Below are 16,197 nucleotides of genomic sequence, written 5' to 3'. Positions count from 1 at the left end.
TTCGATGTACTTATTGTAGAGCAGGTTTGTCCCCCATTCTATGGAATGACCCACGAGATAGAGAAGTTCCTGAATTTCACCAGATGGCGTATAAAAAATGGCGGCAACTGGAAAGAACCAGTTACCGCCACAGGTGTACGCAATGTACTTATTGATTTTTGGCTGGCGCCTCTACGGGGTTGTTGCGTTCCCACTCTTCTTGTTCGCGTGCACGCTGAACGTTTTCGCGATCGAGCTTCTCACCGGTGTGCACCGCGTACCACCAAGCCAGCGCAAAGCAGACCCCGACAAAGAGCATCATGGGTACGACGAGGCCCACGAGAATAAGCAGGACTTGAAGGACCCAGCCCATGGTGTAGCCCCACTTGGTTTTGGTCAGTAAAGCGGGGGTTACCAAAAATGCCAGCACGAGTGCCAGACCAAGTACCCACACCAGGGTTTTGATCCAGGACGCATCGTTGAAGAACAGGCCGAAGGCTGCCAGGGTGCCGAAGAAAGCGACGAGCGCTTCTAGGGTGAGAACGGTGGATGCGAACATGACTTTGATGGATCGCATCTCTTTTTTCTTGCCCGGGTACCATTCTTGCTGTTTGCGAGTCAGGCGTGCCATTTAGTCTTCTTTCTTCTCTCCCAAAAGAACCACGGTATCTCCCACAACGGTGATGGATCCGGTGACCAGTACCGCTGAGCTGTCGTCTTCGGTACCGGCAGCTTCCATCGCGCTGCCCAGAGCATCGGGGAGCTTGTCGAAGGTGATGAGGTCATCTTCGTCAAAGCCCGCGTCGAGTGCGAGTTCTGTTAGACGCTCGGGGTCAATGGCTCGAGGCGAGTTGGATGCTGTGAGGTACAGTCGCGTTGCAAAGTCGGCGGAGTCGCGGTATTCCTCGCGCAACACCTCGAACATGGCAACGGCGTCTTTTTCTTCTAAGATACCAATGACAATGTTGACGTTGGAGAAGTTGAACGACTCTTTGAAGGCGGCTGCTGAGGCGCGCAAACCGTGCGGGTTGTGCGCGGCGTCCACGATGACGGTGGGGTTGGTGGATGCGACTTCAAGACGGCCCGGTGAGGTGACCTGCTCGAAAGCTGCACGTACCAGCTCATCGTTTAGCTGCTTCTCGCCCCCGCCCAAGAAAGCCTCCACAGCGGCGATAGCCACTGCGGCGTTCTCTGCCTGGTGGGCGCCAAAGAGCGGGACGGCCACGTTTTCGTAGGTGCCTGCAAGACCCTTGACGGTAACCATCTGACCGCCAACGCCACCAACCCGCGAGGTCGGAGCAAATTCCACGCCCTCAAAGCGGTACTGCGCGTCCTTGGATTGAGCAGCTTCAAGAAGAACCTCAGCTGCCTCGGGGTCTTGAGCTGCAGATACCAAGAAGCCACCGGGTTTAATGATGCCCGACTTTTCAGCAGCGATATCAGCCAGGGTATCGCCGAGCATATCGGTATGATCCAGCCCAATCGGAGTGACAACGGAAACAGCTCCGTCAGCCACGTTAGTAGCATCCCACACGCCGCCGATTCCGACTTCAAGCACCATCACATCAACGGGCTCGTCCGCGAAAATAGCGAATGCGAGCAGCGTTAAAGCCTCAAAGTAGGTGATGCGCGGCTGACCGTCTGCCTCAAGCTCAGCATCTACGATCTGCAGGTAAGGGGCAATCTCGTCCCAGATACGCACAAAGGTTTCATCAGCAACGGGCTCATCATCAATGCTGATGCGCTCGGTGACCTTGGAAATGTGCGGTGAGGTGTAGCGCCCTACGCGAATGTCGTGCGCCATGAGTAGGCGCTCAATCATGCGAGCCGTCGAGGTTTTACCGTTGGTACCGGTGATATGGATAACCGGGGCAGCCTTATTCGGCTCCCCCAAAATCTCGGTAGCGCGCTGCATCGCATCCAGGCGCGGAGCCATCTTGTTTTCTGGTGCGCGTGAGAGCAAATCGGCATACACCGATTCAACGCCGAAAGCGGCGCTAGGGTTAGCGCCGCTTTCGGGCTGCTCAAACACACCGGTGTTTGAATCTGACAAACTATGCCTTCTTTACATCGATGGTGGTCTCAGTTGCCTCAACATACTCGATGCTGTTGGCAAGGGTTTCACCCGCCACCAGTTCTTCATTCGAACGAACAGCGTCCAGGGTTGAAGCCGGTGCGTTGATGGTTGCCACGATTCGATCTGAAACGTTGAAGTCAGCGTCCTTACGAGCCTGCTGAATCGCACGAATCATATCGCGAGCGGTACCCTCTGCCTCAAGCTCGGGGGTCAGCGCGGTATCGAGCACCAAGAAGCCGCCACCGGGCAGAACAGAAACAGCGCGCTGCTGCTCGCCCTCGGTCTCAGCCACCACAGTCTCGAGCTCGTATTCACCCTCAACCAGCGGCATACCGCCGTCTACAGCGTTGAAGCCAACAACGACGGTACCGTCTTCCTCAACCTTCCAGTCACCGGACTTTGATGCCTTGATAGCAACCTGAACCTGCTTGCCCAGACGCGGGCCAGCGGCACGGGCATTGACCTTGAGCTGCTGTGAGATACCGAAGTCAGCAGGTGATACCTCTGAGGCATCCAGCAATTTAACGTGCTTGATGTTGAGCTCGGATGCGATGATGTGCTCGAAGATGCCAGCCAGCTGCTTGCCGCCAGCAACAGCCACGGTCAGGTTGTTCAGCGGCTGACGCACGCGCAACTTCTGCGCCTTACGCAGTGATGAACCCGCGGATGCGATGGAGCGAGTGGTCTCCATGAGCTCGATGAGCTCTGACTCGTCGGTGAAGTTCTCAACCGAAGGCCAGTCAGTCAGGTGAACTGAACGCTCGCCGGTGAGACCGCGGTAGATTTCTTCGCTCATCAGCGGCATCAGGGGTGCTGCAACCTGAGCCACGGTGGTCAGCGCGGTGTAAAGAACATCGAATGCGACGGTGTCTTCTTCGAAGAAGCGCTCGCGGGAGCGACGTACGTACCAGTTGGTTAGCGTATCTGCGTAGGTACGCAGGATTTCGCATGCCTTCCAGACGTCATAGTCGTCCATTGCCTCGGTAACGTCAGCAACCAGCTCACGGGTCTTGCCCAAGATAAAGCGGTCCATCACGTTATCTGAAGTGTAGCGCAGCTGAGCGTCGTAGCCTTCGCTATTATTTGCGCTGTTGGTGTAGAGCGCAAAGAAGTGGTAAACGTTCCACAGCGGCAACATGACCTGGCGAACGCCGTCACGAATACCCTGCTCGGTCACGCTCAAGTTACCACCGCGCAGAATGGGCGATGACATGAGGAACCAGCGCATCGCATCCGAACCGTCGCGATCCAGAACCTCTGAAACGTCCGGGTAATTACGCAAAGACTTCGACATCTTCTGGCCATCTGAACCCAGCACGATACCGTGTGAAATCACGTTCTTAAAGGCGGGGCGGTCGAAGAGCGCGGTTGCCAAAATGTGCAGGGTGTAGAACCAGCCACGAGTCTGGCCAATGTACTCCACGATGAAGTCAGCCGGATGGTGGTTGTCCAACCATTCCTTGTTTTCAAAGGGGTAGTGAACCTGCGCGTAAGGCATAGAGCCCGAGTCGAACCAAACATCCAGAACGTCTTCAACGCGGCGCATAGTTGACTTGCCGGTGGGATCATCGGGGTTAGGACGCGTCAGCTCGTCAATGAAGGGACGGTGAAGATCAGGCTCGCCCTTCTCGTTTAGCGGTAGGCGTCCAAAGTCAGCTTCCAGTTCAGCTAGTGAGCCGTAGACGTCGGTGCGCGGGTAGTTCGGGTCATCTGAAACCCACACCGGAATGGGTGAGCCCCAGAAACGGTTACGAGAAATTGACCAGTCGCGAGCGTTCTCCACCCACTTGCCGAACTGACCGTGCTTGACGTTATCGGGAATCCAGTTGATTTCCTCGTTCAGCTCGACCATGCGGTCTTTGAAGTCGGTAACCTTCACGTACCACGAGGTGATTGCGCGGTACACCAGCGGGGTGCGGCAACGCCAGCAGTGCGGGTAGGAGTGAACGTAGGACTTCTCACGGATGAGAGCGCCATCGTTCTTCAAAATGTTGATGAGGGTGCGGTTAGCTTCGAAGATCTGCACACCAGCAATCTCAGCTAACGGAGCGCCAGCTGCCAATGAGTCATCCTTGAACAAATCAAGGAACTTCGCACCCTCATCCATGGAAAGAATCACGGGAATGCCGTAACCTTCACAGACCTTCTGGTCATCTTCACCGTAGGCAGGAGCCTGGTGAACCAAACCGGTACCGTCAGTGGTGGTCACGTAATTAGCCACCAGAATCTGCCATGAGGTTTCGGTGCCGAACTTCTCGGTGTCGGTGAAGTAGTCCCACAGCGGTGCGTAGCGCACGCCCTCAAGCTGGCTACCGGTAAAGGTCGCGGTCACAGCCTCAGCAGCTGCAGCAGCGTCCTCAAAACCAAGATCCTTAGCGTATGCACCCAGCAGATCCTGAGCAATCAGGAACTTGCGTCCAGCGAAATCACCCTGTGCCTCAACCACAACATAAGAAACCTCGGGGCCAACAGCCAACGCCTGGTTAGTCGGCAAAGTCCAGGGAGTAGTAGTCCACGCCATCGCCTCAACACCAGCAAGGGCATCCACAGTCTCGGGATGCTTAGCCAACGACTTATCACCGGTGATCTTGAATGCAACGGTTACCGAAGGATCCTGGCGGTCCTTGTACACGTCATCATCCATACGCAGCTCGTGGTTAGACAGCGGGGTCTCGTCCTTCCAGCAGTACGGAAGCACGCGGAAACCCTGGTAGGTCAAACCCTTATCATGCAACTGCTTGAACGCCCAAATCACAGACTCCATGTACTCAACATTCAAAGTCTTGTAATCGTTCTCAAAGTCAACCCAGCGAGCCTGACGGGTCACGTACTTTTCCCACTCATTGGTGTACTTGAGCACAGACTTACGAGCAGCAGCATTGAAGTTATCAATGCCCATCTCAATGATTTCCTGCTTGTCAGTCATACCCAGCTGCTTCATAGCCTCAAGCTCAGCAGGCAAACCGTGGGTATCCCAACCAAAACGGCGCTCAACCTTCTGGCCGCGCTGCGTCTGGTAGCGCGCCACGAGGTCCTTCACATAACCGGTCAACAGGTGACCGTAGTGCGGCAAACCGTTCGCAAAAGGAGGGCCATCGTAGAAAACAAACTCGTCTTCGCCGTTCTTACCAGCATCACGGTTATCAATAGATGCCTGGAAGGTATCATCCTTCTTCCAGTACTCAAGAACAGCTTCTTCAAGCTGAGGGAACTTCGGCGACGCCACAACGTCGCTCGCGCCAGTAGCGCTCGCCTTGGGATAAACAGGCTTGTTGGTCACTTTACGCCCTTAAGTCTCGTGCTTAAATTCGGGGTGCAAGGACGCGTGAACCCACACACAAGGTGCGGGTGGCACAGCGCGGTACCACCTTGCTTACTGACTTATCACTTGGGTGCACGAATCCCCTCAAGGCTCGTGAGAATCCTTGAGGGGGCTAGTGCGCACAAAGCATTATCAGTCGCTTCATGACTGCTGTTTCGGGCTTACCCGTTCGGTTCTACTGAGGCTGTATCTATTCCGCTTGCTCGCCCTCGTCGCAACGATTCGTGGGCGAAAAGCAGGTACGGCCTGTTCTTCCGAATTGCTCGCCGGTGATAGCCGGGTCGTTGCAACTGGTACCTAGTTTATGTGTTCTAAGCCTGAGTGTCTAACGTATTTGGAAGGCTCAACGCGGGGCAAAATCGCTCATCTAGTGAATTACACGCGTGTGAGTCCCATATCTTGTGCTGAGCGCTCTTGGATAACCCCAGATAGGGGGTTTAGGGGTTGGTGAGCTTTGACGAGATTCACTCAAATTACAATTGTTGAATTCGTGTTGAGCCATTGTGATAAACAGTTCTTTTACATTTAGGTTCACACATAAAAGCAGGAACATCATTACTTGACGTCGCAGGACGCGTGCCGCCAGCAGGCCCTCTCGCGGGGCTCGCAATCAAACATCAGTTTTTGAGTTCTCTTGTAGAGCTTCCTCGAGATATTGGTGCTCAACTTCCCTCAAACGCCAGCCCCGAGCCAGTTGAGCACCAATACATCGTGAAGCTAAGCGCAGCAAATCTTTATCACCGGATCACTCGGTAGGCAGTTCGCATCGAGTATTTTCATGACGCCAGCTGACATCGGGACTGGCGTGAATCACAATCGAGCGCCCCAGCGCGAGAGTGCGAGAGGGACTGCTGGCGTCATGAGGATACTCGTGTAGCTGAACCTTATGAGGTATGGGAAAGAAAACCCGCAATTTCTCCCACCAGCCGCTTCGCTTTTTTGGGGTTGGCTTTTGCGCTGACCGCCACTGTGATGTCTTCAAGGACGCGGTGCGCCATAAACCAGAAGCTTGAGTTCTCGGGTTGCCCGCCCACCAGGCACCACACGCGGTGTGTTTCGCAGGCGTCCTTGATCTGTTGTTGCACGCGTGGGCTGTCGGTGTGGGCTACCACGAGCCACTTATCGGCGGCGTCCTTGGGTTCGAAAAAGCGGTGGTGCCAGATAATTTTCTGCTCGGCGTGTAGTTGGTGCAGCTCCTCACTGATGTCTGGGGCAACTACGTGCACTAGGGCACCTTGCTCTTGTAGGGTGCGGACGCGCCGGGTAGCCACGACTCCCCCGCCAACAACCAGCACGTCTTTGCCTTCAAGGTTTATGTTGACAGGTAGCATGGCCGGCTCCTTATCTGCGCGGTTGTTAGCATTGAACTCAACTCATTTTTTCATATGGAGGGAAAGCAGATGCCCCTGATTAATGTTAGTTACGCGGCGCAGGTTTCGGAGTCTCAGAAAGCTGAGCTGATTGCCGAGCTTACGAAAACGTATACCCGTGTCATGGGTACTCAAGAGTCTTCGGTGTGGGTGATGCTCAATGAGGTTCCGCGCGCTGATTGGGGCGTTGGAGGTCAGTCGCTTGCGCACATGGACGTTCAGAAGTCTCAGCCCGAGCCCACTGTGAAGGTACGTCAGGCGACCAGTGATGATATGGCGCGCTTAGCTGAAATTGAGGCGGAGTGTTTTCCGGCGGCAGAAGCAGCGTCCTTAGAATCGTTGTCCGCGCGCTTTAACGTTTTTGGAGATCATTTTTGGGTCCTTGAGGCTGACGGTGAAATCGTTAGTTTTATCAACGGAATGGTGACTGACTCCCCCGTTATTTTTGATGAGCTGTTTGAAGATGCCAATGCGCACACTCGTTATGGTGCTTACCAGAGTATTTTCGGCATTAACACTTTGCCTGACTATCGCGGACGCGGGTACGCGGCTACGCTGATCAATAAACTAATTGAGCAGGCGAGGGACGAAAAGCGCACCGGAGTGATTCTCACCTGTAAAGAGGAGCTGATTGGTTACTACTCTCAGTTCGGTTTTGAACTCGATGGCGTATCTGATTCAACTCACGGTGGCGCGCGCTGGCACGATATGACCCTTCACTTTTAGTAAGGGGACGGCTAAAACTTTGGTGCAAGGCTTCCGCTTAGAGTCGCGTCAACACTATTACAGATTGTGAAGCACTACGTCAGACACACCATAACTAAAATTTTGATGTTTTAGCATACACAAAGCCCCGCCTAACAGTCGATGTTGGGCGGGGCTTTTGAAGTCTGTGTAGGCGTTTAGGCGGTCGCCGTCATGTAGACAACGCCATCTTCTACAGAGGTTTCGTAGACGGGCAAAGTAAAGTCTTTATCTGAGAGGCATTCGCCGGTTTCAAGGTCGTAGACCTCTTTGTACAGGGGTGCTGTCACGGTGTGCTTACCGTCTTTCTCCCCCACGATTCCGCGCGCCATCACCAGTGCTTCGCTGGCGGGATCCTTGTGGTCGGTCACGAAAACGGAGCCGTCTTTGACCAGAAATACTGCGTACTGGTGGTCGCCAATCAGCGCGACTTCTCCCCAGTTGGTTTCAAGATCGCTGACGTTGCATACACGCTGAAGGTTAGTCTCTGCCATGTTCTTTCCCTTGTGTGTGAGTGAGTTTTCCAGTTTCAAGTATGACTGATTATGTGGTCATAAGTTGGTATTATCGCATTATTGATACCAATAATTAGTTTGCTGATTCCCACACCACTTTTTGGCAAGCTAAGTACTCACACATTAGGTAGATAAAGAATGGTTAACACTGTGAAAGAACCTCGCTCAGGTCGCAAGATTCTTGTTGTCGGCGGTGGCCCCGCTGCGTGGCGTTTTGTTCGCGCGATTCACGGCGAAGGTCTGGGTGAAGACACGGTTACGGTTCTCATGGATGAGCCGTTCGTTCCCTACGACCGCGTAGCCCTTGAACAGATTTTTAATGACACCGAGAAAGATTTGACTCTCGGTGAGAGCACCCTGTGGGAGCAGCCCGGCATCGAGCTTAAGCTCAACACCCGCGCGTCCGCTCTTGACCGCAAAAATCAGACTGTAACCACTACCAGTGGCGAAGTTTTCCCCTACGACGAGCTCGTTCTGGCTACCGGTTCTCGCGCTGTTAAGATTCCGATTCCCGGTGCTGAGGCAGCTCACGTTTTCCGTACTATCAACGATGTTCGCACCGTTGTTTCTGAGATGGATCGTCTGACCAAGAAGCTTGGACGCGCTCCTAAGGGCATTGTTGTTGGTGGTGGCTTGCTCGGTCTGGAGGCTGCTGAGGGTCTTAAGCACCTTGGCGCTGAGCCGACTATTTTGGATGTTGCTCCCTGGCTACTGTCCATTGAGATGGACCAGGGCGGTGGCCACGCAGTCAACGCGCAGATTGAAGCTACCGGCATCGGTGTTGAGACCGGTTCATTCATCTCAACCATTAACCGCGATAACGCTGGCGAAGTTGTCTCCGTTTCTGTTGCTAACGGTATGGGCGATGAAGCCGATGTTCGCGTCATTGATGCTGATATCGTCATGTTCGCTGCCGGCATTCGTCCCAACGATGATCTTCCCCGCGAAGCTGAAATGCGTATGGGTGAACGCGGCGGTTTAGTGGTTGCCGACAACTGCCAGTCTGAGGACGAAAACATTTGGGCTATCGGTGAGGTCGCTTGCGTTCTGGGCCGTACCTGGGGTCTGGTTGCTCCTGCTAACCAGATGGCTGAGGCTGTTGCTAAGAACCTCATGGGCGGCAATGAGACCGTTGAAGAGTTCGATATTGCAACCAAGCTGAAGTTCGATGGCGTTCAGGTTGCTGGTTTCGGTGACCGTCGCGCCACTACTCCCGGCGCACTTGAGGTGCTTTTTGCAGACCCGGCCCGCGGTATGTACCAGAAGATTGTGACCACCGCGGACGCTAAGACCCTACTCGGTGGCGTCTTCGTCGGCGACACCGCTCCCTTCGATTCACTGAAACCTCTGCTCGGACGCGAGTTGCCGGCAGAACCTGCTGTCTACCTGACGGCAGCTGGTGGCGGCGACGGCATTCCCGATACTGAGCTTCCCGACGACGCTATCCTGTGTTCCTGCAACAACATTGACTTTGGCACTATCCGCCAGTCAATCGTTGACGGCAATCAGGACGTCGCATCCATTCAGAAGGCAACCACCGCTGGTACCCAGTGTGGCTCCTGTGTTCCGATGATTCAGAAGACCCTCAAGCAGCAGATGAAGAAGATGGGCATGACCGTCTCTAACGCGCTGTGCGAGCACTTCGGCTTCTCACGCGCGGAGCTCTTTGCAGCTGTTAAGGCAGTGGATGGCCTGGACGACTTCTACTCGGTACTTGAGCGCTTTGGCCAGGGCGAAGACGGCTGTGCAATCTGTAAGCCGACCGTCGCATCGATTCTTGCTCAGACTCGCAAGTCATACGCTCTTGACGGTGGCCGCGGCACCCTGCAGGACACCAACGACCGCAACCTGGGCAACATGCAGAAGGACGGTACCTACAGCGTCATTCCGCGCGTTCCCGGTGGTGAAATCACCCCCGATAAGCTGCTGGCATTTGGTGCGGTAGCTAAGGAATACGGCCTGTACACCAAGATCAACGGTGCTCAGCGCATTGGTATGTACGGCGCTCGCCTGGAGCAGCTGCCCGAGATTTGGCAGAAGCTCATTGACGCTGGCTTTGAGTCAGGCCAGGCTTACGGCAAGTCTTTGCGCAACGTGAAGTCCTGCATTGGTAACTCATGGTGCCGTTTTGGTGTTCAGGATTCTGTGAAGATGGCTATCGATACTGAGAACCGTTACAAGGGCTTGCGTTCCCCGCACAAGTTCAAGCTGGCTGTTTCTGGTTGTAACCGTGAATGTGCTGAAGCTCAGGGCAAGGACATCGGTTTGATTGCAACCACCAACGGTTGGAACCTTTACTTTGCAGGTAACGGTGGCGCTAATCCCGCTCACGGTCGCCTGTTTGCTCAGGATCTTGATCAGGAAACCGCGTACAAGTACATTGACCGTTACCTCATGTACTACATTCGCACCGCTGATAAGTTGCAACGTACCGCTCGCTGGGCTGAGGATCTTGATGAGCAGTTCGGTGATGCGATTGAGCACCTGCGCTCGGTAATCATCGATGACTCACTCGGTATTTGCGCTGATTTGGATGCTGATATGCAGTACCACATTGACAACTACGAAGATGAGTGGGTTGCAACTTTGAAGGATCCCGAGCGTCTGAAGCGCTTCCGTGCTTTCGTCAACGAGCCCGAGGCACAGGATGAGGCATCACGCCTGTACGTTCTAGAGCGTGACCAGATTCGCCCGGCAACTCCGGAGGAACTGGCAGCAGCTGACGCTGAGGACGCAGATGGCCCGGTTTTGATTACCGGCGCTAAGATTCCTGTGGGCGCTCCCGCGTAAACATTTGTTACATAAATTTCAGATGTGAACAGTGAAAGGTCGGGCTTTTACCCTTTGCTCACCCGCCGTGGTGTACTTGGGTAGAGCCCGACTTTTTGCACAGTGGCGCGGCGGTGTTGTTCGTGCCCATGAAAGGTTTTGAGAACTGTGTTTGTTGATCTTGATGTCGCCGATTCGCTGGTTTTGCTGTGCGGTGAATCTGAGCGCACCGCGCGTGTGGCACATAAGTACGGTGCGGCGGCGTCCGTTATTCAGTGCCCGAGTGTAGATGGCTTGGAGGGCGCTGCCGCTTTGCGTCCTGCGCTGGTAGTTATCTGTGCGGATGCGCGTGAGGACGCCGGTGCGCTTGCTGTGGCTGATTGGCGTTCGGCTATTGCTGAGGTTCTGCCAGGAGTTGTGGTGAGCGTTGACCGCGAGGCTCCCCTGGGTGAGACGGGTACTGTCTTTTTGATCGGTGCAGGACCCGGCACGCCCGGTTACATGACTGCGCGCGCGTTTGAGGCGCTGGCCGCGTCTGATGTTGTGCTGATTGACCATTTGGCACCTACTGCTGATATTGAGTCGTGGGCTCCTGGTGCCGAGATTATTGATGTGGGTAAGGTGCCCGGTGCGCACAAGGTGCCGCAGCGCGAGATTGATCAGATGATGATTGATTACGCGTTGGCTGGTAAGAATGTGGCGCGCATGAAGGGCGGTGACCCCTACGTGTTTGGTCGCGGAACTGAGGAGCTCTACGTGTGTGAGCGTGCTGGGCTGAAGGTTGAGGTTATTTCGGGTGTAACCTCATCGATTGCTGTGCCGGCTAGCGCGAAGGTGCCGATGACGTTGCGCAAGGTGTCGCATATGTTCACGGTGGTGTCTGGTCACGCTGAGCTGTCTGATATTGAGCTGGATCATCTGGCTGGTTTTGTGAAGTCCGGTGGCACGATTTCACTGTTGATGGGTGTGCGCACGCTCCCCCACACGGTGGCTGGTTTGCTGGCGCGTGGCGTCCGCGAGGATATGCCGCTGGGCACGTTTGAGAATGTCTACCGCGAGAATGAGCGCGTGCGCTACTCGACGCTGGCGAGGGCCACCGAGGACCTGTCGGATGTGAAGCCGCCTGCCATTACCGTGATTGGTGATGTTGTGGATGCCGGCAACGCCGAAGGTGAGGACGCGACAGCCCGCCGCGACGCGCTCCTGCAGCTGGCACTGAGCGAGGGAAGGGATAAGAAGGCGTAGACGCACCCAAATTGATTGCTCATCGGGCCCTAAAGATAACTGACTGAGCCCGATGAGTTCAACTATTCTAATTATTGTTTTTAAGGTTAGGCATTTTACGAGGAACCGCATAATTTCTAATTAGACGGTAATCATTAATTGATGTCACAGTTTGAGAATGCTTTATAAAGTCAGTAATCTCCCACGGATAAATCTCCACACCGGTAGAGTCCTTAATTAATCGTGCTTGCTCACCCACATCTCTTGAGAGACCATCAACTGCTAGAAACACAGAGAACCAGTCGTTATAACCATTCTGGGAATTAGTATCCTCAGCACAAGCTGCAAAGACATGACTACGGATTGAAGGCAGTTCATGCTCAACATGAAAACTGCGAGATTTGGAAATAGTTGGTTCCACTATGACGTGCATATTTCCCTCATATGCATCAATATCAGATCCGCTACTACCGGCTCCAGCCCCACTTGCATGACTAAAAGGAATACCTTGATCGTCAGCTTTATAGTTAGCAATTACCTTTAAATCTGGTAATGCTTTTTTCAATGCTACAGCAGAAAGAAATTCTAAGCGGACTGGTTCGTTAATGTACTTAAGAACCAAATCAGCTGATGAAGATTTACTGACAGTGTTCTTCATTTCTTTTTCCAAGAATTCCCATGTACTAGAACCTGCCCATTCTTGAATTTTTTGCTCTTTAACATCAGTATTCTGAGGTTCATCAGAATCAGAAAAATTAAGACTAGAGTCAATTTTCCCCATATACGTGAAGTAATTACTATAATCAGCATCGAAATTTTTATTGTCTGAATATTCTTCGATAATATGATTTATTTTACTCTGCTCTATATGGTTCAAATCGATAAATCGACCGCCTCCCCTTAATGAGACCAGCATAGTCAGTCGAAGTTTTCTAATTACCTCATCAGGAGTCTCATGCATAATTTTGTCAATCTTATACAAATTAGAATTTTTGGCCAGAAATGACTCAGACGCTTTTACAAAGGGAGAGTTGACACTTGTGTCGTCCAATAAATTCATGGCATACTCATATACAAACTCATTAGATTTTGAATACCCATTTTCTTCTCTAAATTTATAAATAAATTCAGCTAAAGAAATATAGTCATTGTTTGGCCAACAAATAATAAACGAAATATCTTGAGTAAAAACTCCCGGCCTTCCATATGTATCTTTTAGATACTTAATAGTATTCAGAACAAGAGGGAAAAAGTTTACTTTAACAGTATTGAATCGGTAAGGATTATTTACTTGATATTTTGCAAATGCGTTTAAGAAAGAAGATTGAACTAAATTATCAAAGTTTGGTTTTATCTCTGCATTATCATTACTGAAACCCGAGATCATTTGCTTACCGTTCTCAGAAATCAGAATCTTTTTATTTTTTACGACACGAACAAAACCCAACTCATTTAAGAAGTTAAACTGAGTATGTAACCTAGACTGCCAACCGCCCTTCCATCCCTTTTCAGCATGTTTAGTGATTGTATTATTTAATAGATAAACGATTTCATCTAAGCTACATTCACCTGATTCAGATCTCTTCCATTTATCGAAAAGATAATCGACTTTTTTTGAGGCGTCAGCGCTATGATCTGCAGCGCTAAAATCAAATTTGTCATGATATTCTGGGACATACGTACCTAATGTTGATTTAGTGGGCTCGAAAATCTTTCGCCTAATAATTTCAGCTTCAATCTTTATAGCCGTATCATCATCCAAAAGTACGTCTTCATACTCTTCCAGAACCGCAATGAAGTCTGGAATCCTAGCAGGATTTCTCAATGTTGTATCAAAAGAAACAGGTTTCCTTTTTGGTGCCATTTTATTCCTCAATCTTGTTAGTCACATATATTTCTTTACTATTTTTGATACTATTATCAAATCTTGAAATATAATTACTTGTAATTGCAAATACATGATATTTATCAGACCACTCTGTCAAAATTTCATTGGTTCGATCTTTATGGTAAACCATGTTAGAAAGACCCCAGCTGACACCTTCATCTGATAACTTATCTAGTAATTTGTATAAACGCCGTTCATTGTCAACACTCCAAATTTTGTTGTAATCACTTGAAGTAATTAGGTATGGAGGATCAAAATAAAAAAAGTCATCTTCAGTTGGGTTTTGAATAGAAATATAAGATTCGAAATCCAAATTGCTAATATTTATCTCGTTATTTCGCAACACCCAATCAGAATAATCTTTTAAAGCTTTCGTTACATTTTTATTCCAATCAACATTTCCGACAGGAAGATTAAAATTACCTAATTTATTATATCTAATCATGTGGTTAAATCCATAGATTATCAAAAGATATAATAAATCTATTCTATCTTTATTTCCGTTATAATCATCTCTCATTTGTAGATATTGATTCTTATTGTATTTCGAGAAATATGTCTTTGGGTAATCTTTTTTCAAATCTACAATAATATTATTGAGGTTTAGTTCAGAATGACTCAATCCATACATGTCAATCAATTCATAGAAATGAAGAATCAATTCATCTAGTTTTGGACTGTTTTCTATTAGAAATTCATGTATCGAAATTACATTTTTATCTACGTCATTTAAGGAAAATGAATTTGCTTTAGCGTTTAGTGAAGCACTTCCGCCACCCGCAAATACATCATGAAAAATATTTATATTATTAGGAAATAAGCTATTGAGCTGTGGAGTCAACTTATACTTGTCCCCAACATAAAACAAAGGGGACCTCACGGATTTACCACTCATTTATTTAACCTTTGTTATAAAGAGAAATTCTTTATGGTTAGCAAATTCAGTTTTTCCTGCATTAAAAAATTTATGGTCAGTCTCATATATTTTTGTTGTTCCAACTCTATTTAAAGAATCTATGATCTGTGATTGAGTTATCTTATTTTGAGAGCTGCTACTTTTTGAAGTGTATGTATTATTATAGGTAACTACGATATATTTAGCTGATATATTTTTGACTAGATCATCGAAGGCTTCTGGCGCTGATGTTTTACAATATTCACTAATATTTTCTACAGGGGGCTTCATTGCTACCCCCGTAAGTTGAGGCTTCTCCCATTTTGTAAGAACCTCAAGAAGGTGATAAAACCGTGAGTATTGACGTGAGTTATAAGGAGGATCAACAAATACAATATCAGCACTAGTATTACGGACAAGCGTATTAGCATCTTCCCGATAGATACTTATTTCTTTATTTTCACTATCGACAGGTTTTATAAGTTCGAATTTAAACCTGTCGGGTATATTCTGATTTTTCCTGTAGGCCTCATAATGTCCTACCGTGTTCGAAACTTTATCAGCAGAATAGATCAATGAAGCAATCAGAATCGATTTTTCTCTGTCATTAATTTTTTTATTATTCTCAATTGACTGCCGAATCTCGCCAATGATTTCAGCGTCATGAAAGCTGAAATATTTTCCACCATAGCTCTTAGAGAAATACTCGTCATCAACAGAACGGGTCTTCAAACTTTGAAAACTTTGCATTATATCCAGTAACTTTTGGTAATTGTAGTTTTCAGGTCCGAAAAATGCTTTGTAAATTATATTATTTGAATATAGAAAATCATTAATGGCAACCTTCTCAAAGAAAGGCAATACGCTCTTAGTTACTATCCCCGTACCACCGAACAAATCGAGGAATGAATCCCCTTCTGTTTCTTCTTGAATTTTTTCCACTATCCAATTTGCCAACTTAGCTTTACTGCCAATGTACCTTCGACTCTCAAGATTGTATTTCCCTAAATCTTCATCATAATTTTCTACTTTTAGTATTTCGCTGAAAGCCTCAGAAATATCGTTTTCTAAAAGATTTGCTAATGCCTTGACATAACTAATCTTCCACTTTTCTACAGGCTTTTTGTTTATGCCTCTCAAAGTAGCTTCCGAGATTCCTGAATCCTGAGCTAAATCGCTAAAGGTGTATCCCCTATCAGCAAGAATTTTTTCTAGTTTTACCACTTATAGTCCCTCAATTTCCATCACTTTTAATCAGTTTTGCATATTTTAGTGGATTATAAAAGCCAGCAGACGTTTCCACCCCCTCCCCACCCCAATCATCACAGTTTCATAACACTTTTAAATCCCTCTTGACCAGTGGTTTTGCCGCACTCATTGTTGAGGTATCGATACAACGTAGTATCACCGAGGC

General features: G+C 49.6%; 11 protein-coding genes. 3 read left to right on the top strand and 8 right to left on the bottom strand.

The genetic code is table 11. The features are described from left to right. Nucleotides 1-148: 148 nt before the first annotated feature. From IDM49_RS05470 to IDM49_RS05455, 4 genes are all read right to left on the bottom strand, one after another. Nucleotides 149-610: a DUF4233 domain-containing protein gene (locus tag IDM49_RS05470; RefSeq protein ID WP_168615414.1), complete on the bottom strand. Its 462-nt coding sequence runs from the start codon at nt 608-610 to the stop codon at nt 149-151. After that, complete coding sequence (locus IDM49_RS05465) at nt 611-2,032, bottom strand: bifunctional folylpolyglutamate synthase/dihydrofolate synthase (protein ID WP_403215169.1); 1,422 nt, start codon at nt 2,030-2,032, stop codon at nt 611-613. 1 nt (nt 2,033) lies between these two features. Beyond that, entirely contained in the window at nt 2,034-5,336 is a 3,303-nt protein-coding gene (gene ileS / locus IDM49_RS05460; RefSeq protein WP_168615415.1) for an isoleucine--tRNA ligase, read from the bottom strand. Between the two features lie 926 nt (nt 5,337-6,262). Next, nucleotides 6,263-6,709: a precorrin-2 dehydrogenase/sirohydrochlorin ferrochelatase family protein gene (locus tag IDM49_RS05455; protein ID WP_190725292.1), complete on the bottom strand. Its 447-nt coding sequence runs from the start codon at nt 6,707-6,709 to the stop codon at nt 6,263-6,265. A 69-nt stretch (nt 6,710-6,778) separates the two neighbouring features. Here IDM49_RS05455 and IDM49_RS05450 point away from each other — a divergent pair, with 69 nt between their 5' ends. Further along, a complete protein-coding gene (locus tag IDM49_RS05450; protein ID WP_190725291.1) occupies nt 6,779-7,474 on the top strand; it encodes a GNAT family N-acetyltransferase in 696 nt (231 codons plus the stop codon). A 176-nt stretch (nt 7,475-7,650) separates the two neighbouring features. On the opposite strand, the gene nirD is transcribed toward IDM49_RS05450, so the two are convergent. Continuing rightward, nucleotides 7,651-7,986, bottom strand: coding sequence for a nitrite reductase small subunit NirD (gene nirD, locus IDM49_RS05445; protein ID WP_190725290.1), 336 nt, complete (start codon nt 7,984-7,986; stop codon nt 7,651-7,653). Nucleotides 7,987-8,145: 159 nt separating this feature from the next. Between nirD and nirB the strand changes: the two genes are divergently transcribed. After that, the gene (nirB, locus tag IDM49_RS05440; RefSeq protein WP_190725289.1) at nt 8,146-10,797 is read left to right on the top strand and encodes a nitrite reductase large subunit NirB; all 2,652 of its coding nucleotides are present in this window, start codon (nt 8,146-8,148) and stop codon (nt 10,795-10,797) included. Nucleotides 10,798-10,944: 147 nt separating this feature from the next. Then, complete coding sequence (gene cobA / locus IDM49_RS05435) at nt 10,945-12,021, top strand: uroporphyrinogen-III C-methyltransferase (RefSeq protein WP_190725288.1); 1,077 nt, start codon at nt 10,945-10,947, stop codon at nt 12,019-12,021. Nucleotides 12,022-12,088: 67 nt separating this feature from the next. Here the strand turns inward: cobA and IDM49_RS05430 are convergent, their stop codons facing one another. The 3 genes from IDM49_RS05430 to IDM49_RS05420 are packed head-to-tail and all read right to left on the bottom strand — an operon-like array spanning nt 12,089 to nt 16,007. Beyond that, the gene (locus IDM49_RS05430) at nt 12,089-13,864 is read right to left on the bottom strand and encodes an AlwI family type II restriction endonuclease (protein WP_190725287.1); all 1,776 of its coding nucleotides are present in this window, start codon (nt 13,862-13,864) and stop codon (nt 12,089-12,091) included. 1 nt (nt 13,865) lies between these two features. Continuing rightward, nucleotides 13,866-14,783 (bottom strand): Dam family site-specific DNA-(adenine-N6)-methyltransferase, encoded by a 918-nt coding sequence (locus IDM49_RS05425; protein ID WP_190725286.1) that lies wholly within the window; start codon nt 14,781-14,783, stop codon nt 13,866-13,868. Beyond that, nucleotides 14,784-16,007 carry a DNA adenine methylase gene (locus IDM49_RS05420; RefSeq protein ID WP_228008207.1) on the bottom strand — a complete coding sequence of 408 codons (1,224 nt, stop codon included), beginning with the start codon at nt 16,005-16,007 and terminating at the stop codon, nt 14,784-14,786. Nucleotides 16,008-16,197: the final 190 nt, after the last annotated feature.

Source organism: Rothia terrae, from assembly GCF_014705925.2.
Classification (GTDB): Bacteria; Actinomycetota; Actinomycetes; order Actinomycetales; family Micrococcaceae; genus Rothia; species Rothia terrae.
This window is presented reverse-complemented; position numbering and strand designations above follow the sequence as displayed.